Here is a 23,417-nt window from a genome sequence, read left to right on the forward strand (position 1 = left end):
CATTATCTTTTAGCCAAATCATGTTATCATAAGTTAATCGTATATTATCATTTGTTGGAGTGATAGGAATTGAAAACATGGATACAAAAACAAACGAAAAAACAACTTTTTATATATTTTTTGATTGTAGCAAGTTTTATCGGCTCGATTATCTTTGTCAATCATAATCATGCATTCTACGAGCGACCGATTGCCAAAGTAACTGAGGCTATTGAAACAGACAGAACTGAAACGGTAGATCAACATCAAAATCAAGATATTATAGTTAACCAGCAAATTACGGCAGAAGTACAAAACGGTACATACAAAGGCGAATCTATCCATATTAACAATGAATACTCCGGCTCACATGCTTATGATCATTCCTTTCAGCCTGGTGACGAAGTGTTTGTAACCATCGATGATTCATCGCATACAGGAACCATTGAAGATGTAAAACGTGATAAGTATCTCATTTTAGTGGCATGGTTATTTTCGATAATTTTGCTTGTGATAGGGAAGAGACAAGGTCTATTATCGGTTATCAGCTTAGCTGTTAATGCGGCGATTTTGTCATTCGCATTGGACATATATCTGCAAAATTCGGACATTAGTCTACTGATCATCTGCGGTATTAGCATCGTGCTTTTCACTGTGATATCGTTACTAATGGTCAATGGCCGAAATGAAAAGACATACACAGCAATTATCGCCACCTTACTAGGTACATTAAGTTCCTTGTTGATTGCGTATCTGGCTTTATTTATGACAGGCGAACAAGGATTACGCTATGAAGAAATGTCGTTTCTCAGTCGAAATCCGCAAACTGTCTTTATGGCGGGGCTGTTGATCGGATCGTTAGGTGCGGTGATGGATGTCGCAATCACGATGTCATCGTCTATTTTTGAACTTTATGAAAAAAATAATCAGATAAAATTGAAGACGCTCAAAGCATCTGGTATAGATATTGGAAAAGATATTATGGGGACGATGACCAATATCTTATTTTTTGCCTATGTAAGTGGTTCGATTCCCATGCTGCTTTTATACTTTAAAAACGCGTCGCCGCTGGGTTTTACATTATCCATGAACCTTTCTATCGAATTAGCACGTGCTTTAGCTGGCGGCATTGGCATTGTATTGACGATTCCCATTGCAATCTACACGTCGATTTTCTTTATTCAAAGAAAGAGGGCTAGAATATGAGTGTATTAGTATTATTATCCATCATATTATTTGTGTTGATGGCTATTGTCGGTGGAAAAAAAGGAGTAAAATCGTTTATTGCCTTATTTTTGAATTTTGGTGTACTGATCATCACGATATTAGTAATGAATGATCCGAACGCCAATCCAATTTGGTTAACATTACTGGCCTGTACTTTCATTAGTGCCATCAGTCTTTTTTATATTAATGATGTTAACAGTAAAACAACCATGGCATTCTTCTCTACTATTATAACGCTTGTAATTCTATTCTTTTTCATCATCATTATTACGGAACAATCGATGATTCAAGGATTTGGTGCAGAAGAGTCAGAAGAATTGATGACCTTCTCTTTACATATCGGAATTGATTTTGTAAAAGTTGCTACATCTGTGATTATAATGAGTACGATTGGGGCAATTGTTGATACAGCTATTTCGATTACCTCACCAATGCGGGAAATTCATCACCATAATCCGACGATTACCAGAAAAGATTTATTTATGGCAGGCATACGTATTGGAAGAGATATATTAGGTACAAGTACAAACACACTGTTCTTTGCTTTTTTCGGTGGCTATATGGGGCTTTTGATCTGGTTTAAAGACTTGTCTTATTCATTTGGAGAAATTATTAACGCCAAGGTATTTAATGACGAAATGATTACCATCCTCACTGCCGGCATGGGGGTTGCACTCGTTATTCCGATTGCTTCCTGGATGACTTCCTATTATCTTGTAACAATGGGAACCAAAAAGAAATAGGCCTGAAGTTAGCTTCCTTCGGCCTATTTCAATTTATTATATTCTAGCATCAACTGGTCATAGTTAAGTGGACCAAATACATAAAATTGAATGACGCCATCGGAATCAATCATATAGGTAGTAGGGATAGGTCGAATTTGGTAGCGATCACCCACGACATTATCCTGATCCAATGGTATGGCAAATGATAAACCATACTCTTCGACAAACTGACCAACATCCTCCAAATCAGATTCTGTTTTCGTTAAATTAATCGCTAAAATATTCATTCCTGTGTCCTGATAAAAACGCTCTATATCCGGCATTTCTGATCGGCAAGGTGGACACCATGTTGCCCAGAAGTTAAGCATCACTGGTTCACCGCGATAATCGGATAATTTCACTGTTTCTCCGTCCCATGTTTCCAGTTTAAAATCCGGAGCCGTGTTCCCTATTTCCAAACCAATATTATCTGCTTCTGTAACCTTATTATCTGTTACAAATTCAATAACAGCCCAAGCCATCATTGCCAGTAAAACGGCACTAATGATCCATTTTTTCATCACAGATACCTCCATTACGATAATATATATATCCTTGGAGCACGCCAATCATGACTAAAAGCATGTAAAAGATGACATGTGGTGAGAATTGAAAAATAGTTGTTTGTATCACAGTTTGTAATAACCCCCACCCAATCAATGTAGTATTTGAGATGGTGATGGGGGATTTTTTATCACTATAATAGATGATAAAAAATAATAGCAGCAGTAAACCTATCAGATATAACCAGTTAGTTTGGTAAAATATATGATGCAAAAAAGAATAAATGAAACTAGCAGCGAGAAATACGGTATTAAATACATACAGATGATCATAGTATTGATTAATGGTACTGATCCATCTCCACTTACTGAACAGAATGGTAATAATAATCGCTATGTAAAATGCATTCGTATTAGCCGGATAAGCTAAAATAGCAATAGGATCTGATAGAAAAGTACTCCATTGAAGCACCACTTTTCCAATCCAAATAGACACCACTAAGGTAATCAAGATATTGGATACCCTATCTAATAGTCCCCTTCTTTTACCCTTTTCATACGGACTAACCCCGTAGAAAAAAAGAAAGCCCAGCACAAAACTAACAAGCATGAAAACTAAATCAACCTTAATGACAAAGGGGCCAAGTAACCATGCCTGAGGCATATCGCCCACCTCCCTTCTCTATTATATATAAATAGGTGGGAATATGGACAGAGAATTGTCCCAAGGTTACAACTAGTTACTCCTACTATATGCTCGCATTTTTTTATAATATGATTAAATAAACTAAACTAACAAAGCGTATCATCCCTCTTGTTCAACGTACTTATTAGAAAAAGCGGATATGTTTAATAAAATACCTGCAGAGATCATCGTTATCAGTAATGATGATCCACCGTAACTGATAAACGGTAATGTAATACCAGTAATTGGTAACATTCCTAAAATCGCACCTAAATTGATAAAAGCTTGTATAATGATTTGGAAGGTAATACCGATTGCTAACAGCTTACCAAATTCATCTCGTGCGCTCATAGCAATACGAACCCCTTTTATAAAAAGAAAGAAATAGAAGCTTAACACAATCATTACACCAAACAAACCTAATTCTTCCGTTATAATCGACATAATAAAGTCTGTATGTGCCTCTGGTAAATAACCGAGCTTCTGAACACTTCCTCCTAACCCATTCCCTATGATCCCCCCAGTATGAATCGAGATATAGGAATTAACTAACTGATAACCTGCCCCTTGTGCATCTGCAAAGGGATCCATGAAAGATGTAATTCGTTCTATTCGATAGGGAGACATCATCGCAAAGAAAATAAATACTGCTACCGCTACACTTGCTAGTAAAAATAGATGACGAAATCGAATGCTTGTAAAAAATAAAATCATACCGCATGAAAATAAAATAAGTGTTGCAGATCCTAAATCTGGTTGTCCCAGCAATAAACCAAATATAACTGCCAAGATAATAAGTGGCGGAATGACTCCTTTACCGAAGTGACCAATATAGGCTTCTTTTCTACTATAAAAATAAGCAAAGTAAATAAGCATTGTTAGTTTTGCAAATTCGACTGGTTGAAATAAAAATCCACCGATTGAAATCCACCTAGTTGAAAAATTCCGCTCCACACCGACTCCAGGAATCAAAACGAGAACTAAAGCTGTCAAAGTAAACATTACAAATAAAGGACTTATTTTTTTATAAACTTGATAGGGCATTATCATAGCACCTATTAAAAATAAACTGCTAATAACAGCCCAAAATAACTGTCTGTGAAAATAGTGTGCTGCGTTATCATACTGGATATATGCATAAGGGTAGCTTGCACTATAAACCATTACGACACCAAATATTACGAATAACAAAAGTACAACAAATAATGTTAAGTCTATATTCCTCATACGTATCATTGCTTACTCCCCTTATGCAGCCAACTCATTCTCTGACGAAAACATATAATCTTTAGACCGCGCATAAATACTTTGAACCAAACCTAACGCAAGCATATTGGTGATTAACGCACTTCCACCATAACTAATAAATGGTAGTGCAATTCCTGTTACAGGCATTAAGCCAATCGTCATCGCTATATTTTGGAAGACTTGAAAGGAAATGAGGGTAATGATACCGACACAGATATAAACACCGAATAAATCATCCGTTTTTAACGCAATGGTTATCATACGGTAGATCAATAAAAAATAGAGAACGATTAAAATACTAGCTCCTATGAATCCAAATTCTTCTCCAATCACTGCAAATACAAAATCAGTATGTGCTTCAGGGACACGTCCACTTTGAACTTGATGACCTTGGTTAAATCCTGATCCTGTTAACTGTCCTGCCCCAATCCCTAACATCGCTTGTCTTAATTGATAACCGTAATCCATTGTATATTCTGCAGGGTTAATCCAGCTGTAAATTCGACCTAATTGATGTGGCTTGAAAAATCCAGTTATCCACTCTTCGTGTTGAGAAAATAAATAAACGAATAATAATGCACTGGATGTGATCACAGAAATAATACAGGCAACCATTTTATTACCTATATTCGACATAAATAATAACCCTAGTGCAACCACCGCAATTAAAAGGGCAGAACCTAAATCCGGTTGTCTTAGAATCAAAATAAACGGGATTGCCAACACAGTGACAGTTTTTAGCACAAGCGGAATACTTTTGAGAAAGGATAGTTTTTCTGTACCATATTTTTTATAAATCGCTGCCAGATAAATAACTAAAAAAATCTTCATTAATTCAGATGGCTGCAGGTCCATAAACCCTAGATCCATCCATCTTTGAGAACCGTTTCTTTCAATACCAAAAAAGCGAACATAAATAAGTAACAAAATCCCCAAAATATATAAATATACAGACCACTTTTCAAGTAAGTCATAATCAAAGTAAGCAACAGCAATCATGATTACGATACTGATGATGTACCAAATAAGCTGTCTCCTAGCAAAATAAAAAGATTGGCCATCGGTGTATTGACCTGTACCACTGTAAACAGCTAACAAACTAATAATTAATAGACCAATTAGAATAATGAGCATTAGATAATCGATTGTGGGTTTCTTTGTCATTTGTCTCTTCCTTTTTTAATGCTTCATTGATAATGATTGCATGACGTACTGTACAGCTAATGCATCATCTAAATAACCTATAGGAAATAAATAATCCGGAATCATATCTATTGATGCAATAAAATAAAATAATGCACTTCCGATTAATAAAAGCTCTTTTGTAGATGCTTTCTTTTCTTTAAATGTCTGATACATAGACTCTAACTGTTGTATAAACGGACCTTGTCCACCTAAGGTAGCCATTTTTGATTTGAATTGATGTAAAATGGTCACTCTTCCTTCTTCTGTACTGCTTTCTTGCTGATACTCTTGTAATCTTTTCTTCAACCTATCAACCGAAAAATCTTTTACAGGCAGATCCATTTCCGTGATCAACGCACGTACATGATGAAAAGATACAGGCTGGTCTGGCTCGCTACTTTCTTCAGAACTTATTAGGTCTGATAAAGGAATATGTAAACTTTGTGAAATAGCTTTTAGATGATCTAATGTGGCGTTTCTCTTTCCATTAATAATTCTAGAGATCGTGGAAACGTTAATTCCGGTTTCTTTTGCCAATTGACGCATACTCTTATTGCTTTCCTTTAATGCTTCTTTTATTAGTACAGCATAATTTGTTGTCATATTTGTACACCCTCTTTTAAAAACCTATATTAAAGATATAAGAGTGTTGACAAATTGTCAACACTCCTTTTTTGAATAACTTTCATTCCCCTAACAATTAAACAGTTTCAACTGACATTTTAAACTATCTATATCTAAAGAATTTCGATATAATGTGCTATGGACAACTACTATTTTAAACTGTGAAATATTTGATTTTTTTTAAAAAAATAGAGAACAAAAGGGGACACAACATGAAAGCGATGACATGGAGAAAATTTAATATGGTACTAATTGGCAACCTATTTATCGGGATCGCTGTAGCACTGTTAAGAATTAGCGCTTTAGGGACAGATCCTTTTTCAACATTAAACTTGGGAATAAGCGGTTTTCTTGGTATATCATTTGGTGTTTATCAGTTGATATTTAACCCTCTTTTACTTGGTGTTGTATTTATTTATTATAGAAATTTAATTGGAATCGGAACTATCGTGAATATGGTTGGAATCGGCTTTATTTCTGATTTTATAGTCTTTGGTTATAACTTCTTCTTTGATGATATGTCTATCCTTGCCATTCGAATTGTGATGATGGCAGTAGCAGTTATTTTTGCAAGTCTAGGTGTTGCTTTATATATTACGCCGAATTTAGGAATTTCACCATATGATGCATTAGCTTTTGTTGTTGAAAAAGTTTCAAAAAACAAAATTCCTTTTCCTATTGCGAGGATTACGACAGATATTTTATGTGTTGCTATTGGATTTTCATTTGGAGCGATAGTCGGTGTTGCGACCGTTATACTCGCCTTTTTTACCGGTCCGCTTATCCAGTTTTTCCGTAAGTACGTAGCTGAACCAATGCTCGCTTATGAGAAAGCACCAGCTGTTGCTGTAAGTTTGAAATAAGGTTTAATTTGATAAAACACCTTTCAAACCTACATCTTGCTACAAATAGAAAGAATCCATTTTGGAAAAAGATCGACCAAAATGGATTCTCTTTACAGATTTATAATGGATTTTTTTAAAGTTTAATTTTGGTCGTTTCTTTAATTTAAACTTCATATGAACTGATTAATTAGATAACTGTTTAAGATATTCATCAAGTTCATTGAATTGTGAGGCCATTCCTTCCTCTAAGCCCATTTCTATAACGGCTTTAAGTGCTTCTTCTGATTCAAATTGGTTTTGTATAATAAGCTTTGTCTTCCCAGACTGCTCTTCAAAGTTCATAGTAATTAATTGCTTAGGGGCATCCGAACTAACATTACCCTCTTCATCAGAGAATGTATCGGTATATACAATTTTCTCCGGCACAATAATTTCATGGTAAGTAACCTTTCCCCAAGATTTTTGACCATAAAAATCTTTTTGGTTTTTATCTTCACAAGTCATACAAAAATGCCAAACTCCTCCAGGCTTAAAATCAAATGATTTATTCTCTGTTGTCCAGCCGGTAGGCCCCCACCAGTTTGCTAAATGTTCTGATTCTGAGAACGTTTTAAAGACGAGTTCCCTTGGTGCATCAAACATTCTCTCCAACACAAGTTTCTTCCCATTCACATACGAATTCAAACGATTTGCTGCATTTTTTTCAGACATTTATTTTCCTCCTTATTTTGAGACATTTATCTTCTTGATAAACAAGCCTCCCTCATAGGTATTAAAAGCATATTGTCTCAGATATGCTTTTTATTCGCCCTTTTCCTTACGTTGCAGTTCCTTTAGGCAATCTTCCAATTGATCCAATCTGTCTTCCCACAAATGTCTAAAGGAATCGAACCAACTGTCTATTTCTTTCAATCCCTGGACGTGTAACTTATAAATACGACGATTAGCCATTGGATGAACTTCTACGAGCTTTGCTTCACACAGTACCCGAAGGTGTTTGGAAACTTGAGGCTGGCGAAGACGAAGATGTTCAGCGATTTCCCCTACTGTACAAGGGCCACCGCGCAATAGTTCAATGATGTTTAGTCTATTTGGTTCGGCAATTGCACTCAATATCTTTTCCATATCCACAATATACCACGAAAGGAATATTCCTGTCAAGGAATATTTAAAATCCCTTGATTACGAAAACTTGCCTGAGCAGATGGTGCTTTATGCCCTTTTGGGAAAAAGCGAAGTATTCTGCCTGAGCAATTACTTAACTTTATCTAATAGAACAAAGACCAACGCCCGTATATTCAGGCATACATGCTACTTCAATCCAATATTCATAATAAGGATTATCTCATCAATTTCAATTCAGCTTGTTCATTATAAATTTTGGTACTTATCCTCTTTCTTAGTTCCAAATTTAAGATATTGGGTTTCATTTTGGTACTTAAACCTCCTTTAAGTACCATATTTGATCGTTTGCTTTCTGGTTTTGGTTTTTAATCGTCTTTTAAGTACTATTTTTATTTTGCGCTTCGATATTTTGGTACTTATTTTTTAGGCTGACAATTTATACTTTCGCCCAAAGGCGTAAGGGCGATTCGTAAAGTCGCTAGTTTCTGGGCGCTCGGAGCTAGACAAATACGCAACTTTTATCTAATATAAAAAAGGATCTCTACTAGAAAAGCAGAGATCCTTTTTATTTATTTCTTATGGAGTACAAATAGGCGAGAATAGAAGTCCCCGGCTACTTCGTGTTCATGATGTTCACGGAATCGTTCGTGATCTAATGGTATACCAATCTCCATTAATTCATCCCCATGATATACACCTTCATACTCTTCGATTTCATAACTTGCCTCTGGGTCTAATCCTTTCAGTAACAACCGCTTGAAGCCTGGATTCGGACGGGATAATACATGATAGTCAGCCGCTATTGCCTTCGACTTATCTTCCGATACTGAAATCCATGATGTTCGATTACCGTCTTTTTCAAATGGGCTTTGGATACGGTGGAATGTACCGAATTGGAATACTTCCCGATGTTTCTTAAAAAATGCAATTTGCTCTTTCATTTCCTGTTTTTCTTCTTCGGGCATCCTTGTCACATCTAACTCGTAACCAAATGCGCCAAAATAAGCTACTTCCGCTCTGGTTTTAACACTCGTATAACGTCCAACCTGATGGTTAGGTACTGCTGATACGTGTGCCCCCATGGAACTTATCGGATACACAAAAGATGTACCATATTGAATTTTGAGACGTTCCATCGCATCGGTATCATCACTTGTCCATGTTTGTGGTGCATAATACAACATACCAGGGTCAAATCTGCAACCGCCACTTGCACAAGATTCAAATAAAATCTCAGGAAATTCAGATGTTAAACGTTCATATAAATCATATACCCCCAAAATATAACGGTGTATTACTTCACGCTGGCGATCGACAGGTAATGTCTCAGAGCCAATCTCGGTTAAATAGCGGTTCATATCCCATTTCACATAAGAAATTGGGGCATCTCGTAAGATTTCTGCCATCATATTATAAAGTGCATCTACTACTTCTTTACGAGAGAAGTCAAGCACATACTGATTACGACCATGTGACTGGTTTCGGTTTGGCACATGGATAATCCAGTCTGGATGCTCTTCATATAGCTTACTTACTTTTGACACCATTTCAGGTTCAAACCACAAACCGAAATCCATCCCGAGATCGGTAACCTTTTCTGCTATGCCGGTTATTCCATTCGGCAATTTATCATAGTTAACGAACCAATCTCCTAATGACGTTGTATCATCATTACGTTTGCCGAACCAACCATCATCCAGTACGAATAATTCAACACCTAACTCTTTCGATTGTTTTGCCATCTCGAGGATTTTTTCTTCATCGAAGTCAAAATACGTTCCTTCCCAGTTGTTCGTTAAAATAGGGCGTACTTGATCACGCCATTTACCTCTCACTAAACGTTTTTGATAAAGATGATGGAAGTTTTGACTCATGCCATTAAGTCCTTCATTAGAATAAGTCATCGCTACTTCCGGTGTTTGAAAGCTTTCACCTGTTTCCAGCAGCCAATTAAAATCAAATGGATTTATTCCAAGACTGACACGCGTAACATCTAAATAATCGACTTCTACTTGAGCAAGAAAGTTACCACTGTACACTAGGCTGAAACCATAGACATCACCTTGAAACTCCGTAGCCTCTGGTCGTTTCAGTGCAATAAACGGGTTGTGCTGGCTGCTGCTAATGCCACGTGTACTAGAGATATTTTGGATTCCTTCCTCCAATCTTCGCGTTTTAAGATGACGTTCTCTACTCCACGCTCCTGATAACTGCATCATTTCATAATTTGAGTCAAAGAAATCAACATTTGCGCTCATCGCTCGTAGGATGTTAAGTTTCTGCTTACCATGATTTCTAAACTTGGAACTCCGTATAATCGCATCTTGGTCTTCAAAAACAGAGTAAAGCAAGGTCAATTCTGCATCGATTTCGTCATCATATAAGGTAATTTCTACCGTCTCTACCGAATCACCATCCTCCGCATACGTGGCAGGCAAGCCATCCAATTTTGGCTTTCCTTTGTAAATCTTGTGTTCTTTATACTTAAAATCGTTAATTCTGCTGCCATTCTCTTGCAGAACTTGGAATGCTGGTTCACGGAAGTCGGTTGTACCGTAAGTAGGGTATTCCTGTTTTGTCTGTTCTAATGAAAAAGTCATATCCCCATCTTTTAAATAGGTAATATTGGAACGAAATCCTGTTTCAAGATAATGTTGAAAAGAATCTTTATGTTTTACTTTTTTACCATAATATAGATGTCCGAGATGTTCATTTTCTAAAACTGTAAAAACATAGCTTGATTGATTTGTTTGTAAATGGAATTCTCTTGTTTGTTCATTATAATTAATTGGCATGTTAATACTCCTTTATCCTTTTACTGATCCTGATGCTAATCCTTTAATAAAATATTTTTGTAAAAATAAAAATAGAATGACCATTGGTAGCATTGCTATTATAGCTGCAGATGCAACAAGATTTAAATTGTTCGTATTCTCTCCAAAGAATCCTGATAGAGCAACTGTCATTGTCTGAACTGATTTATCTTGTAAAAAGAAAATCGCAAATTGGTAATCATTCCATATAAATACACAAGCAATGATCAAAACAGAAGCCGTAACAGGCTTTAATAATGGAAACACGATTCGGAAGAAAATATTTATTGTACTTGCTCCATCAATTCGAGCTGCTTCTTCCAGTGATTTTGGAATAGTTGAACGAATAAAACCTGCATATAAGAATATTGTTAATGGTAAATAGGCGGCTACATTGTTAAAAATAGCTACCTCATGTGTATTCATTAGCCCAATACTAACCACTAATTGATACAATGGAACTAACGCTGCTAATGGTGGTACCACCATAATCGCAATGAAGAACATATACATAAATTTATTTAATTTCGTTTGTCTTCTCGCTAAAGGATATGCTGCAAGAGAACCTACGATAATTAATAGTATGGCGGCAAAGAATGTTATAATCGTTGTATTCAACAGAGCATTACCTAAATTCGCCTTTTCCCAAGCTTCACTGAAATTAGCCCAATTTATTTCGGTAGGAAAAACCCATTTTGAACTGAAATCACCTTTTTCCTTTAAAGCTGTTGTTATTAGAATATAAAACGGCATAAGGTGCAAAAGGGTAATGACTAATGCTAATAATGATAACATTGTTTTTTTTCTTCTAGAGGTATAATTCATTATGCCTCCACCTCCTTACGTCGGAAGTACACAAGAGCCGATAAACTTAAGATCAATATAATCACCATCATTAAAACACCTTGGGTTGCTGCATAACCAGCATCTTGTCGTGAAAAATACAAATCATACATAAACGTAGACATGGACTGCGATGCATTACCAGGGCCACCACCTGTTAATGAAATAATGACATCAAATAGTTTCAAACCACCAATAATGTTGATAACCATATTGATGGTTATGGACGGCATCAATAATGGTAATGTGATGTTTTTAAACTGTTGAAAGGAAGAAGCTCCATCAATTTCAGCCGCTTCATAAAAGTCTTTTGAAACACTTTGTAAACCAGCTAAATATATGATCATCGCTATTCCGACGAATTGGAAAGTATTAACAAATACAATAATCCAAATATTTAAGTCCGCATTTCCTAATGCATTAATGGGGTCTCTGCCCAATGCCAAAAGGATATCGTTTAATGCCCCACCTTGGTAAGCAAAGAAAAAATACCAAATATACCCCATGATTAACGGACTGATAATCACGGGTAAATAAACAATCGTACGTGTTATCGCTTTAAATCTTATACTTTGATTTAAAAGTAATGCATAAGCTAAACCTAAAACATTTTGAAAAATTGTACTTCCTATGCCATATAGTAAGGTGTTTCTTACTATGGTCCATGTATCAGAGTCTGTCAACATACGTGTATATTGCTTTAAACCAACAAAATCATACATTTGCGAAAAGCCATTCCAGTTTGTAAATGAAATCCGAATACCGTTCAGAAAAGGATACACAATAAAAAAGGCTACAAACAAGAATGCCGGCAAATACATCCACCAAAGTGATGAATTCTTCTCTATTTTTGCAGTTTTTCTTGTGTTTATACTCATCGCTATTCAACTCCTATTTAAGCGAGCAGGGGAATTACTCCCTACTCGCTGTGCACTATGTTTTATTCTGATCCTTCTTGTTCTAACAGACGAGTATATTCGGTAGCCATTTTTTCTGATACGTCTTCAGGTGTTAAAGAACCAGATAATAATTCTTGACCCGCTGTACCCATCGGCTCCCACATACCACTCGGCAAGAATACTCTGTCGAAATAAGGCTCTACCATTACATCAGAATACTCATCATAGTAAGGTTGGAAATAAATATCTGCAGATGCGTTCGTAAGCCCTGCTGGTAGTGATGTGCCTTCTGCTAATTCCTGAACAATTTCCGGCTGTGCTAAAAATTCTATAAATGTTTTCGCTTCTTCCGGATACTCTGTATCTTTCCAGATAGCATAGGTGTGACGTTCTCCGCCAATCCAGCTTTGCTCTCCACCCTCATGAATTGCAGGCACTGGCATAACACCTAATTCTGCATCAGGATTTAATTCACGAACAGCACCAATTGGAGTTGTTGCCATAACAAAGGCAATTTTATCCTGTGCTAATAACTGTGTTTTTTCATGAACTTGCGCTGTTAAAGCATCTAAATTGATTAATTCTTTCTCTTGCATTTCTAATAACTTTTCAGGTAAAAATGTATAAGGTTCCCAATTAAACGACCCATCTAATAATGCTTCGCTATAGTCGTAATCAGGATGTGTAATTAATAATGGTGTAGCAAATTGGTCAAAAAACTGACCAAACTCTCCTTCTTCACTTCCTCCAAACCAAAGTGGTATCACTTCTCCGTTACTTTCTTCTTTAATCGTTTCAAGCGCAGTCATAAATTCATCAAATGTATTCGGTGGCTCGATTCCATATTCATCAAGCACGTTTTTGTTATATGTCAATCCATCTTTTGCCTGATTAATCGGGTAAGCATATACCTTCCCATCTTCATCCGTAAATATCTCTTCCAAAGCAGGATCCAAATCTGCTACCCAGTCCATATCACTTAAATCCATTGTGTATTCACCATAACGATTTTGTGACCAGCCATGTGTATCAAATAAGTCTGGCATATCATTTGCTGCCATTTTTACACGCAATTGACTTTCATACTCTCCAGCTGGAAAATTATAATCGATATTTATTTCCGGATACTCTTCCTCAAATTTTTCAATAACAGATTCCATCGCTATTTGGTCTGCTTCATTCGTAACTGTAGAGTATAAAGAAAGGGTTACGCCATCCTTTCCGCTTTCTCCATTCGTCTCATCTGATGATCCATCAGTAGAGCAACCGATTAATAGAACAGAAATAAAGCAAATAAATATAAGTGATTTTAAAAACGTTTTCATTATAAAACTCCTTTTTAAAAAAATATTTAAGAACTGTAAACATTGTAAGGAGCACTAAATTTCATTTATAATAAAAGTGCTCTTGTCCAAAAAAGAGTGCCAGTAGTCCTAGAATCGTTCCGCCAAAAACCTTTCTAGGACTGCTACATTACATATCTTCCAAGGTTAATCTCACCTCCTTAAAGTTGTAAAATATATTTATTTTTCTGCACCACAACTCTCTCTAACTACAAAATTGGTAGGTACAATCACCTTCAAAGGAATATCTCGACCTTGTATGCGATCCACTAACAGCTTGACACTTGTTCTACCCATCAGTTCAGTTGGCACATGAACAGTAGATAATGGACAACTTGCAAACTTCGCCATTTCCACATCATCAAAACTTACAATCGCAACGTCGTCTGGTACTTTAATATTTTCTTCTTGAAGCGCCCTCAAGGCGCCCACCGCCATAGGATCACTAGCGATAAAATATGCATCCGGTAAATTACCCTTAGCAATTGATTCTTTCATTAGTCGATAACCTTCTGACATGGTAAATTCTCCAATAAATATATGATCTTCCGCATACTTTCCTAGCATTTTCATTTTTTCATTAAATATTTTATATCGTTCGTCATCAAATAATCTTTTTTCTTTTTGTTGTCTATGTTCTGCTTGTACCCCTCCGATATAACCAACTTTTTCATAGCCTAGTTTTATTACATGGTCTAGAGCTAGATTTGTAGATTTTTGAAAATCGATAACGACAGAATCAAATTGATCCTCATCTGGTGAACAATCTACATAAACAAAACATTTAATTTTCTGTTTTAATTTGTTGATGATTTCAATATCAATTTTCCCAATTACAATTAATCCGTCTAATTCTTCATTTATTTGAGAAAGTTGAAAACTATGGATACGGTATATCTCAGTTGTTTCTATTCCTAAGTCTTTGCATTGATTTTCTACACCCTGTCTAATAGATAGGAAGTAAGGATCGTTTAATTCCTCTGCTAAAGATTGACATAAAAATATACCGAATTTGTAAGAAGATTTTTGACTTTCCGTTTGTTTTTTCCTTACTCTCATTGTTTTGTAGTTTAAGCTTTTAGCTACTTTTAATATCCGTTGACGTGTTTCCTCTGCAACAGATAGTGAATCATCATTATTTAATACTCGCGATACCGTCGCTGGTGAAACCTTTGATTTGATCGCAATCTCTTTTATAGTTGCCATAATAGAATCAGTCCCCGCATTTAGTAAACAATCAATGCTATCCATTAATAATTTAGTAAATTTTTATCTTTTGTTGTAGTGATATTAACATATAATTTAAACGCTTTCAATATATTTATATAGAAATTAAAGTGGATATTAATATATTTAGTAAAATAATCCCTAACAAATTCTGTTATTACGTAAATATTTATCTGGGGAGTTTCCAAAAATAATAAAAGAACACCTTCTTTATTTCTGCAGAGAGAAGAAAGAAGGTGTTCTTTTTTATTGATATTCTGGCAGCCAATCACCATGTTCTTTGATTAAATCATCACATAAAGCAATAATATCATCAATTGATAGTTCTGCTGCAGTGTGAGGATCGAGCAGTGCTGCTTGATAAATTTTTTCTTTTTTCTTCGTTAGTGCCGCTTCTATTGTTAACAGCTGTGTATTAATGTTGGTTCTATTCAGCGCTGCCAATTGTTCCGGCAAATCACCCACATAGGTAGGTGTTACCCCACTAGCATCGACTAAACACGGAACTTCCACAACAGCATTTTCCGGCAAATTACTAATAAGTCCTCCTGTGTTCAATACATTACCACCTATTTTAAATGGCTGATTCTTTTCCATCGCTTCAATGATATATGATCCATATTCATGCGAACGTTCATGTTGTAGATTTTGATCGCTGACAAGGTCATCACGCATTTTTTTCCAGCCCTCAATTTGATTGACGCAACGACGTGGATATTCATCAAGAGGAATATTATAGTTATCGATTAATTCCGGATACTTGTTCTTAATAAAATATGGATGGTATTCTGCATTATGCTCTGATGACTCTGTCACATAATAACCGAACTTATCCATCAATTCAAAACGCACCATATCATCATGCTTCTCCTGCTGCTTTTCCTTTGCACGTTTTTTAATTTCCGGATAAAGGTCTTCCCCATTTCTAGTGATGTCAAGCAACCATGCCATATGGTTAATACCAGCAATCTTCCATTGAATATTGTCTTTTGGCATGTCTAGGGAGTCTAATAAATGACTGGCACAAACCTGAACACTGTGGCAAAGTCCAACTGTTTTGATTCCTTCTTTTAACATCACATTGGTTAGTACCGCCATTGGATTCGTGTAATTTAAGAACCATGCATCAGGGCAAACCTCTTTCATATCACGAGCAAATTCCTGCATAACCGGAATTGTTCTTAAGTTACGAAAGATTCCGCCTATTCCTAGTGTATCCGCAATCGTTTGTCGTAAGCCATATTTCTTCGGAACTTCAAAATCGGTAATCGTACACGGGTCATAGCCCCCAACCTGAATAGCATTAATCACATATTTCGCACCTCTTAATGCTTCTTTACGATCATGGTAAGCTTTTACTTTCACGTTTGAGCTTAAGCTTTTCTTTAAATTGTTTAACATCATTTCTGAATCGTTTAAACGCCCGTGATCAATATCGAACAAAGCAAATTCGAAATCTTGTAAGGCATCTACTGTCATACAGTCCCCTAGTACATTCTTTGCAAAAACCGTACTCCCCGCACCTAAAAACGTTATTTTTGACATATTCACCCTCCTAATATTTCGCATTAAATTGTAATACATACTACCATCATATAGGGATTTTAAACCGCTAACAATCGTAAATATTTCTGATAAGAGTAAAATATTGCGGTTGTTAATCAATGAATAATCGATCAACTGGCATGACAGATTTATTTTGACGGTAGTTACTTGGCGTCTCATTCAGCAACTTTTTAAACACTTTACTAAAATAGTTACTTGATGTATAGCCAACTTCTTTCGCAATTTCTTCGATTGTCTTCTCGTTATCTTGTAATAGGTCTAATGCATGTTGGATACGCACTTTTGTTAAATACTCGATCGGTGTTTGATTGACAGAGGCAGAAAAAAGCCGAGTAAAATGATATTTGGATAATCCAGAGACGGCTACCATATCATTTAATGAAATATCCTCTGCATAATTTTTTTCAATAAAAGAAACCGCTTTGGTAATCGCCATAGGCAAATATTTCTCCTGACGTTGTTCATATTCGAGATATTGCAGGAATTCCATTAAAAAGGAATACGCATAACCAGAAGCCTCATAGGCATGGTTAATACCGGTCGTTTCTAATTTCTCTAGTGTTCGTAATATATGTTTGATTGGATTTGCATGGTTGGGAAATTGAAAGATATGTCCATATTTTTCTGTTATGAAATGAAAATGATGTAAAGCTTCATTTCCATAAACAGTGATATACATAAAGTCCCAGCGAACCGATTCTTCTGGTAAATAGTAACAATGATCACTGGGAATTTCGACGAAAAACGCATCTCCTTTTGTCAAATGGTAAGTTTCCTCTCCAACTCTAATAGCTCCACTTCCATCTAATGTATACTGAAATATAACACGGCCCTCTTCGCCTCTTTGTAATCCATCCCATATATACGTATGCTCTGTACGCGATTCCCTCCCAATGGCATGGAGGCCGGCAACTCGCTCCTGATAATCTCCTTTTAACCGAAAACCGTATGAATGGTGTTTAGAATATGGCCGCATGAGATCTCCTCCTTACTTCTATCATACCGAAATTCTTAAGAATGTCATTCCTTGATTGACTTCCTATCCCAAATCGCTTAAGCTTGCTTTATGATATGAGATAATGGAGGAATTTTGGAGTATGCTACAAGCAACTAATGTAAGTTTACGTTTTGGTGATAAAAAGTTATTTGAAGACGTTAATATTAAATTCACAGCCGGAAATTGCTATGGTTTAATCGGTGCCAATGGTGCTGGTAAATCAACTTTCCTTAAAATATTGTCAGGTGAACTCGAACCACAGACTGGTCACGTTTCACTCGGAAAAGGTGAACGTCTTGCTGTGTTAAAGCAGGATCACTTCGCCTATGAAGAATACGAAGTACTAAAGACTGTTGTCATGGGACACACTCGTTTATATGAAGTAATGCAGGAAAAGGATACAATTTATGCCAAAGGGGAATTCACCGAAGAAGACGGCATGCGTGCTGCGGAATTAGAAGGTGAATTTGCCGAGATGAACGGTTGGGAAGCAGAATCAGACGCAGCTATTCTTTTAAAAGGTCTTGGAATTGATGAAAATCTCCATACGAAAAAAATGGCCGATTTATCAGGTTCTGAAAAGGTAAAAGTATTACTTGCGCAAGCATTATTCGGTAACCCGGATATTTTATTATTAGATGAGCCGACTAACCACTTGGATATTCAAGCGATTCAATGGTTGGAAGAATTCTTGATTAACTTTGAAAATACCGTTATTGTTGTTTCTCACGACCGTCACTTTTTAAATAAAGTATGTACACATATTGCAGATGTCGACTATGGAAAAATCGAATTATACGTGGGGAACTATGATTTCTGGTATGAATCCAGTCAATTAGCCTTACAAATGGCGAAAGATCAAAACAAGAAAAAAGAAGAGAAAATGAAAGAGTTACAGAACTTTATCGCACGTTTTAGTGCCAATGCATCGAAATCAAAACAAGCGACTTCTCGTAAAAAAATGCTCGATAACATTACACTAGATGACATAAAACCATCTTCCCGTCGTTATCCGTATGTAGCCTTCCAACCTGGCCGCGACATCGGAAATGATTTATTACGTGTCGAAGGTATTTCGAAAACAATAGATGGCGTTAAGGTGTTAGATAATGTGAGTTTCACGTTAAAACCGTATGATAAAGCTGCTTTTATCGGACCAAACGAAAATGCTAAAACCGTTTTATTTGATATCTTAATGGGTGAAATGGAACCTGACGAAGGAAGCTATACTTGGGGCGTGACCACTTCACAATCGTACTTCCCGAAAGATAACTCAGAATTTTTCGATGGCAATAACATGACCTTAGTGGAGTGGCTCCGTCAATATTCACCAGATGATCAAACCGAAACGTTCTTACGTGGATTCCTTGGTCGTATGTTATTCTCTGGGGAGGAAGCATTGAAAAAAGCGAATGTCTTATCCGGTGGAGAGAAAGTGCGTTGTATGTTATCAAAAATGATGTTAAGTAACGCCAATGTGCTGGTATTGGATGAACCGACAAACCACTTAGACCTAGAATCAATCACTGCATTGAACAATGGCTTAATTAAGTTTAAAGGTTCGATTCTGTTCACATCACATGACCATCAGTTCATTAATAGTATCGCCAATCGCCTTATCGAAATTACACCAAAAGGAATTGTAGATAAAGAAATCAGTTATGATGAGTATGTAGCAGATCAGAAATTACAAAAAGAAATCAGTGCGATGTATGCATAATATCAAGGCTACCTCTTCTAAAGAGGTAGCCTTTTTAACAAGTCAAGAAAGTATATAATTGTGCACATAAAACATAAACTACGAAGTAACTGTTATTTGGATTTGCTTTCTTCCATTCTGAATTTTGATGAGTGCTCTGATCGTCGCTGCGAAAAAATACTCCCTTTCCGTGGGCAACACTTCAGCCTCCTCAGAAGCAAAAACCGCTTCTTGTGGGGTCTTCAGTCGTTGCTGTTCCCACAGGAGTGTCGCATTTTTCCGCAGCTTAGAATAGTGTGCTGATAAAGTGACAGGAAACCCAAAGAATATATATCTATGGGTTCTGTTCTTTCAATAACCAGAACACTAAAACAAGCGAAGGCAGAATACGGAGACTCCTGTGGGACAGCGAGAGCTGAAGATCCACTTTGCAAAGTTAGCTGAAGCCGAGCCCACGGAAAGCGCAGTATTCTGCCGGAGCGAAGAATAGCACCCACCTCAAATCAGAATGGAAGGAAGCCTAACCTAAATAAATTTTCACAAGTTCGCAGTGTTCATCCAGTGCGAATGAGGATCGTGCTGATTATGCCCGTTTTTTCTTATTGCGAAAGTTTATTGCTAAATCCAGCTCAGTTATTTCCATTTTCTGTTGGATACCTCTTGTAACTTTGAGTACTCTTCTTGGAACTCAAAAAGGAACTATGAAAACACTAGAGGATGATATATTTTATACTATTTTTAGAATCAATATCTTTTCTTTCATATTTATCATATTAAATTTACCTATGCTATATTTTTGTGTATGCTTAATAGATAGATAAATAATTTCGGAGGGTCTATATGAATAAAGGTATTTCAGTTTATATAACTATCGGTGAGTGGATTTTTAAAATTCTGCTATTAAACTTGTACTGGTTTATCTTTTCTGTACTAGGGTTATTTGTGGTTGGCATTTTCCCAGCAACTGCAGCCTTGTTCGCCACCATAAGACAAGATATTAAAGCAGAGGATGATATCAAATTATTCCGAGAGTTCATCCATTATTACAAACAGGAATTTATTAAATCCAATATTCTTGGGTACATCCTGACGATTGCCACTGCTATTTTGTTGTTTAACATTCAAATTATAGGACAGTTAGGCAGTTCACTATTAAACTCAACGTTAATGGTAATGACATATATTTTGTTAGCTATTATTGCGCTTGTTTCTGTTTTTATTTTTCCAATCTACGTGCACTATCATTTTTCCGTTCTTGGTTATATTAAATATTCTGCTATTTTGGTTATTGGTAAGCCACTTCAGACCATTTCCATGCTGGTCTTAATTGCGGCAACCTTTTACTTCTACTATTTGATGCCAGGTTTTATACCTGTTCTAGGTGTTAGTTTGCTAGCTTATATTATTATGCGGACGGCTTATTCTTTCTTTGCAATACCAGAACAATAAAACATGCTTAACCAATTGTAAGAACCACTTTTCCATAACCGTGTCCTGTTTCGACTTCCCGGTGCGCCTCGACCACTTTGTCAAGCGGGAATGATTTTCTAACATGAATAATTAATTTTCCTTTCATATAAAGGTTAACAAGTTCGGAAAGGCGCTCCGTTGAACGTTGACTTCTTATAGGACGAACACCAAATTCCTCTACTAGGTCGAATGCAACAATGGTCCCAATACGGTCTTTGTTTTCGACAATGTCTTTCGAAGCGATCAGAGCCTCGCTTCCCGCGGCATCGAGAGCTACGTCTATTCCATTCGGGGCAAGAGAACGCACTCTGTTAACAAGTCCGTCTCCATAAGTGACAGGGACCACTCCGAGTGATCGCAGGTAATCGTGATTGTACTCACTTGCGGTGCCGATGACGGTTGCTCCCCATGCTTGAGCTATTTGTACTGCGAAGGTACCAACTCCGCCTGCTGCAGCGTGAATCAATATGGTGTCTCCCTTACCAACACCAAGTTCTTGTAACGCGGTGTGAGCTGTTTGACCTGAGGCTGTTATGACACCTGCTTCTTCCCAAGTCATTTGTTGTGGTTTTTTCACGATCTGATCTGTTTTGACTACCACATATTCAGCATAACAGGCCATTAGCTCCCAGCCTAAAACCTCATCCCCCACCTCAAATCCTGCGACATCTTTACCGACTTGATCAATCACTCCTGAAAACTCGTTACCAAGCACTTGCGGAAATTCCACTGTCAATCCTGGAGGTGTCCAGCCTTCCTTTCGCACAGCACAATCAAATGGTTGAATGCCAGCGGATTTGACCCGAACGCGTACTTGATCGTTCGTTGCTTGTGGGTCATCAACTTCCATTACATTAAAACCTCTGCAGGTCCATAATTAGAAAACGCTGCTACTCTCATATACACTCATCCTTTGTGAGTTTTTATTTATTTGACAATAATCATTTAAAGACCTCGACTGTAAAGCCACCTGGAGCTTTCATATAAAATGTCCAACGATGTGCCCTTTTAGGAGCCTTTACATCAAATCCATCATTTTTCATACGTTGATTGATTTCATTTACCTGTTCTTCACTCTCCTGCTCAAAACCGATATGAAAGGAATTAGGATAGTTGACTTTAGAACCCTTCGTTAAAGCAAGCAATAGTCCATCATCATCTACTAATAAGGCAAAGGAATCTTTATAAGTGCTTCTAGTTTGTACATCGAAATATTTTTCTAAAAACACTCGAGTATCGTTAACATCAGTGACAGTTAAGTTAATATGGTTTAGCTTCATACATCACACTCCATTTCTAAATTTCTAGTGACCGTTATTTTTGTTGTCACCTTACAGTTATTGTAATATCATAATTAGATAAATTAAAATATATATTTATTCATAAATATATATACTTGAGTATATGAATAATGGAGGGATATGAATGGAAATGTTGCAGTTATATTATTTCCGAACAGTTGCCAAACTTGAACATATGAGTAAAGCAGCAGAAGAAATTCGCATTGCGCAACCTGCTCTTAGTAAAACGATTGCCCGGTTAGAAGAGGATCTAGGTGTACCTTTATTCGAGCGTAAGGGAAGGAATATCAAACTAAACTCATTTGGGAAAGTATTTTTGAAGAAAGTCGAAATGGCACTGGGAGCTCTTGAAGAAGGGCGAAAAGAAATAGAAGACCTTGCAGGAATGGAACAAAGGCGTGTCTTTTTATCCACTTCCACTCATAAATGCTTTTCTGACATTATTGGCTCTTTCCTATCCAAGCATCCTGATGTAAAACTTCAAATCAGCCAAGCCACAACTCAAGAAAAGGTAAAACAATTAAGAAATCGTGAAATTGATTTTTGTATTACTTTCCCACCGTTAGAAGAGGAGGGAATAAAAGGAAAATCCTTTCTCACTGAAGAAATATTATTAGCTGTTCCTTCTACACACCAATTTGCTAATCGAAAAAGCATCCATCTGCATGAACTGGCAGATGATTCATTTATTAATATAAAAGAAGGGAATCCTTTTCGAGCAATGACGGACTCTTTTTGTAAAGAAGCAGGTTTTACGCCGAATATAGTTTGTGAAGTTGACGAACTTTCTGCCATCAGTCATTTCCTTCGCACAGGTATTGGTGTTGCCTTTTTACCGGAAACCTTCTTTGAAGATAATAATCCACCATTCCAGCTAGTGCATATCGATAAACCCGTATATCAGCGAACCTATCAAATCGCATGGCTTGAAGACCGTTATCTATCCAAGGCAGCTTGTACATTTCGAGATTATGTAGTTGATTACTTTAACGAATCTTAAAAAGTACAGGATATGATGTCATTTGTCCGCGAGATAGTGTGTGTTGTTGGCGAGAAATCTAAACTTATCTCGTG

Annotated in this window: 22 protein-coding genes; 6 read left to right on the plus strand and 16 right to left on the minus strand. The window is 36.6% G+C overall.

What is annotated here, in order from left to right; all coding sequences use genetic code 11:
• Positions 1 to 69: 69 nt before the first annotated feature.
• Both GI584_RS21370 and GI584_RS21375 read left to right on the plus strand, forming a co-directional pair.
• A complete protein-coding gene (locus tag GI584_RS21370; RefSeq protein WP_153792562.1) occupies positions 70 to 1,185 on the plus strand; it encodes a YibE/F family protein in 1,116 nt (371 codons plus the stop codon).
• Positions 1,182 to 1,949 carry a YibE/F family protein gene (locus tag GI584_RS21375; protein ID WP_153792563.1) on the plus strand — a complete coding sequence of 256 codons (768 nt, stop codon included), beginning with the start codon at positions 1,182 to 1,184 and terminating at the stop codon, positions 1,947 to 1,949. Before GI584_RS21370 ends, GI584_RS21375 begins: the two co-directional genes overlap by 4 nt.
• Positions 1,950 to 1,972: 23 nt before the next feature.
• Here the strand turns inward: GI584_RS21375 and GI584_RS21380 are convergent, their stop codons facing one another.
• The 5 genes from GI584_RS21380 to GI584_RS21400 form a co-directional block, all read right to left on the minus strand.
• Positions 1,973 to 2,491 carry a redoxin domain-containing protein gene (locus GI584_RS21380; RefSeq protein ID WP_100358870.1) on the minus strand — a complete coding sequence of 173 codons (519 nt, stop codon included), beginning with the start codon at positions 2,489 to 2,491 and terminating at the stop codon, positions 1,973 to 1,975.
• Positions 2,472 to 3,137 (minus strand): hypothetical protein, encoded by a 666-nt coding sequence (locus GI584_RS21385; protein WP_153792564.1) that lies wholly within the window; start codon positions 3,135 to 3,137, stop codon positions 2,472 to 2,474. Before GI584_RS21385 ends, GI584_RS21380 begins: the two co-directional genes overlap by 20 nt.
• Before the next feature lie 141 nt (positions 3,138 to 3,278).
• Positions 3,279 to 4,394, minus strand: a complete 1,116-nt coding sequence (gene ftsW / locus GI584_RS21390; RefSeq protein WP_153792565.1) for a putative lipid II flippase FtsW — start codon at positions 4,392 to 4,394, stop codon at positions 3,279 to 3,281.
• Between the two features lie 12 nt (positions 4,395 to 4,406).
• Positions 4,407 to 5,570, minus strand: coding sequence for a rod shape-determining protein RodA (gene rodA, locus GI584_RS21395; RefSeq protein WP_100358867.1), 1,164 nt, complete (start codon positions 5,568 to 5,570; stop codon positions 4,407 to 4,409).
• A gap of 15 nt (positions 5,571 to 5,585) precedes the next feature.
• On the minus strand, positions 5,586 to 6,194 hold the full coding sequence (locus GI584_RS21400) for a helix-turn-helix domain-containing protein (RefSeq protein WP_100358866.1): 609 nt from the start codon (positions 6,192 to 6,194) through the stop codon (positions 5,586 to 5,588).
• A 233-nt stretch (positions 6,195 to 6,427) separates the two neighbouring features.
• Between GI584_RS21400 and GI584_RS21405 the strand changes: the two genes are divergently transcribed.
• The gene (locus tag GI584_RS21405) at positions 6,428 to 7,078 is read left to right on the plus strand and encodes a YczE/YyaS/YitT family protein (RefSeq protein ID WP_153792566.1); all 651 of its coding nucleotides are present in this window, start codon (positions 6,428 to 6,430) and stop codon (positions 7,076 to 7,078) included.
• Between the two features lie 165 nt (positions 7,079 to 7,243).
• Here the strand turns inward: GI584_RS21405 and GI584_RS21410 are convergent, their stop codons facing one another.
• From GI584_RS21410 to GI584_RS21450, 9 genes are all read right to left on the minus strand, one after another.
• Positions 7,244 to 7,771 carry an SRPBCC domain-containing protein gene (locus tag GI584_RS21410; RefSeq protein WP_100358864.1) on the minus strand — a complete coding sequence of 176 codons (528 nt, stop codon included), beginning with the start codon at positions 7,769 to 7,771 and terminating at the stop codon, positions 7,244 to 7,246.
• A gap of 90 nt (positions 7,772 to 7,861) precedes the next feature.
• Complete coding sequence (locus GI584_RS21415) at positions 7,862 to 8,185, minus strand: ArsR/SmtB family transcription factor (protein WP_153792567.1); 324 nt, start codon at positions 8,183 to 8,185, stop codon at positions 7,862 to 7,864.
• Positions 8,186 to 8,754: 569 nt separating this feature from the next.
• Positions 8,755 to 10,980, minus strand: a complete 2,226-nt coding sequence (locus GI584_RS21420; protein ID WP_153792568.1) for an alpha-galactosidase — start codon at positions 10,978 to 10,980, stop codon at positions 8,755 to 8,757.
• A 12-nt stretch (positions 10,981 to 10,992) separates the two neighbouring features.
• Positions 10,993 to 11,823 carry a carbohydrate ABC transporter permease gene (locus tag GI584_RS21425; protein WP_153792569.1) on the minus strand — a complete coding sequence of 277 codons (831 nt, stop codon included), beginning with the start codon at positions 11,821 to 11,823 and terminating at the stop codon, positions 10,993 to 10,995.
• Positions 11,823 to 12,719, minus strand: coding sequence for a carbohydrate ABC transporter permease (locus GI584_RS21430; protein WP_100358860.1), 897 nt, complete (start codon positions 12,717 to 12,719; stop codon positions 11,823 to 11,825). Before GI584_RS21430 ends, GI584_RS21425 begins: the two co-directional genes overlap by 1 nt.
• Before the next feature lie 62 nt (positions 12,720 to 12,781).
• Positions 12,782 to 14,065, minus strand: coding sequence for an ABC transporter substrate-binding protein (locus GI584_RS21435; RefSeq protein WP_153792570.1), 1,284 nt, complete (start codon positions 14,063 to 14,065; stop codon positions 12,782 to 12,784).
• A gap of 198 nt (positions 14,066 to 14,263) precedes the next feature.
• Complete coding sequence (locus tag GI584_RS21440; protein WP_153792571.1) at positions 14,264 to 15,289, minus strand: LacI family DNA-binding transcriptional regulator; 1,026 nt, start codon at positions 15,287 to 15,289, stop codon at positions 14,264 to 14,266.
• 267 nt (positions 15,290 to 15,556) lie between these two features.
• The gene (gene melA / locus GI584_RS21445) at positions 15,557 to 16,855 is read right to left on the minus strand and encodes an alpha-glucosidase/alpha-galactosidase (protein ID WP_100358857.1); all 1,299 of its coding nucleotides are present in this window, start codon (positions 16,853 to 16,855) and stop codon (positions 15,557 to 15,559) included.
• A 112-nt stretch (positions 16,856 to 16,967) separates the two neighbouring features.
• Positions 16,968 to 17,852 carry an AraC family transcriptional regulator gene (locus GI584_RS21450; RefSeq protein ID WP_153792572.1) on the minus strand — a complete coding sequence of 295 codons (885 nt, stop codon included), beginning with the start codon at positions 17,850 to 17,852 and terminating at the stop codon, positions 16,968 to 16,970.
• Between the two features lie 121 nt (positions 17,853 to 17,973).
• Between GI584_RS21450 and GI584_RS21455 the strand changes: the two genes are divergently transcribed.
• Both GI584_RS21455 and GI584_RS21460 read left to right on the plus strand, forming a co-directional pair.
• Positions 17,974 to 19,593 carry an ABC-F family ATP-binding cassette domain-containing protein gene (locus GI584_RS21455; RefSeq protein WP_153792573.1) on the plus strand — a complete coding sequence of 540 codons (1,620 nt, stop codon included), beginning with the start codon at positions 17,974 to 17,976 and terminating at the stop codon, positions 19,591 to 19,593.
• Positions 19,594 to 20,412: 819 nt separating this feature from the next.
• The gene (locus GI584_RS21460) at positions 20,413 to 21,021 is read left to right on the plus strand and encodes a YesL family protein (RefSeq protein ID WP_153792574.1); all 609 of its coding nucleotides are present in this window, start codon (positions 20,413 to 20,415) and stop codon (positions 21,019 to 21,021) included.
• A gap of 7 nt (positions 21,022 to 21,028) precedes the next feature.
• Here the strand turns inward: GI584_RS21460 and GI584_RS21465 are convergent, their stop codons facing one another.
• Positions 21,029 to 21,892, minus strand: coding sequence for an NADP-dependent oxidoreductase (locus tag GI584_RS21465; RefSeq protein ID WP_325063415.1), 864 nt, complete (start codon positions 21,890 to 21,892; stop codon positions 21,029 to 21,031).
• Between the two features lie 91 nt (positions 21,893 to 21,983).
• A complete protein-coding gene (locus GI584_RS21470; RefSeq protein WP_100358852.1) occupies positions 21,984 to 22,322 on the minus strand; it encodes a VOC family protein in 339 nt (112 codons plus the stop codon).
• 145 nt (positions 22,323 to 22,467) lie between these two features.
• Between GI584_RS21470 and GI584_RS21475 the strand changes: the two genes are divergently transcribed.
• Positions 22,468 to 23,343: a LysR family transcriptional regulator gene (locus GI584_RS21475; protein WP_153792575.1), complete on the plus strand. Its 876-nt coding sequence runs from the start codon at positions 22,468 to 22,470 to the stop codon at positions 23,341 to 23,343.
• The last annotated feature ends 74 nt before the right edge of the window (positions 23,344 to 23,417 follow it).

The sequence above is a fragment of the Gracilibacillus salitolerans genome (genome assembly GCF_009650095.1).
GTDB classification, from domain to species: Bacteria; Bacillota; Bacilli; order Bacillales; family Amphibacillaceae; genus Gracilibacillus; species Gracilibacillus salitolerans.

Coding starts and splice junctions, on each gene's coding strand:
- GI584_RS21375 (WP_153792563.1), top strand. CDS start 1,182: ATGAGTGTATTAGTATTATTATCCATCATATTATTTGTGTTGATGGCT.
- GI584_RS21380 (WP_100358870.1), bottom strand. CDS start 2,491: ATGAAAAAATGGATCATTAGTGCCGTTTTACTGGCAATGATGGCTTGG.
- GI584_RS21385 (WP_153792564.1), bottom strand. CDS start 3,137: ATGCCTCAGGCATGGTTACTTGGCCCCTTTGTCATTAAGGTTGATTTA.
- ftsW (WP_153792565.1), bottom strand. CDS start 4,394: ATGATACGTATGAGGAATATAGACTTAACATTATTTGTTGTACTTTTG.
- rodA (WP_100358867.1), bottom strand. CDS start 5,570: ATGACAAAGAAACCCACAATCGATTATCTAATGCTCATTATTCTAATT.
- GI584_RS21400 (WP_100358866.1), bottom strand. CDS start 6,194: ATGACAACAAATTATGCTGTACTAATAAAAGAAGCATTAAAGGAAAGC.
- GI584_RS21405 (WP_153792566.1), top strand. CDS start 6,428: ATGAAAGCGATGACATGGAGAAAATTTAATATGGTACTAATTGGCAAC.
- GI584_RS21410 (WP_100358864.1), bottom strand. CDS start 7,771: ATGTCTGAAAAAAATGCAGCAAATCGTTTGAATTCGTATGTGAATGGG.
- GI584_RS21415 (WP_153792567.1), bottom strand. CDS start 8,185: ATGGAAAAGATATTGAGTGCAATTGCCGAACCAAATAGACTAAACATC.
- GI584_RS21420 (WP_153792568.1), bottom strand. CDS start 10,980: ATGCCAATTAATTATAATGAACAAACAAGAGAATTCCATTTACAAACA.
- GI584_RS21425 (WP_153792569.1), bottom strand. CDS start 11,823: ATGAATTATACCTCTAGAAGAAAAAAAACAATGTTATCATTATTAGCA.
- GI584_RS21430 (WP_100358860.1), bottom strand. CDS start 12,719: ATGAGTATAAACACAAGAAAAACTGCAAAAATAGAGAAGAATTCATCA.
- GI584_RS21435 (WP_153792570.1), bottom strand. CDS start 14,065: ATGAAAACGTTTTTAAAATCACTTATATTTATTTGCTTTATTTCTGTT.
- GI584_RS21440 (WP_153792571.1), bottom strand. CDS start 15,289: ATGGCAACTATAAAAGAGATTGCGATCAAATCAAAGGTTTCACCAGCG.
- melA (WP_100358857.1), bottom strand. CDS start 16,855: ATGTCAAAAATAACGTTTTTAGGTGCGGGGAGTACGGTTTTTGCAAAG.
- GI584_RS21450 (WP_153792572.1), bottom strand. CDS start 17,852: ATGCGGCCATATTCTAAACACCATTCATACGGTTTTCGGTTAAAAGGA.
- GI584_RS21455 (WP_153792573.1), top strand. CDS start 17,974: ATGCTACAAGCAACTAATGTAAGTTTACGTTTTGGTGATAAAAAGTTA.
- GI584_RS21460 (WP_153792574.1), top strand. CDS start 20,413: ATGAATAAAGGTATTTCAGTTTATATAACTATCGGTGAGTGGATTTTT.
- GI584_RS21465 (WP_325063415.1), bottom strand. CDS start 21,892: ATGGAAGTTGATGACCCACAAGCAACGAACGATCAAGTACGCGTTCGG.
- GI584_RS21470 (WP_100358852.1), bottom strand. CDS start 22,322: ATGAAGCTAAACCATATTAACTTAACTGTCACTGATGTTAACGATACT.
- GI584_RS21475 (WP_153792575.1), top strand. CDS start 22,468: ATGGAAATGTTGCAGTTATATTATTTCCGAACAGTTGCCAAACTTGAA.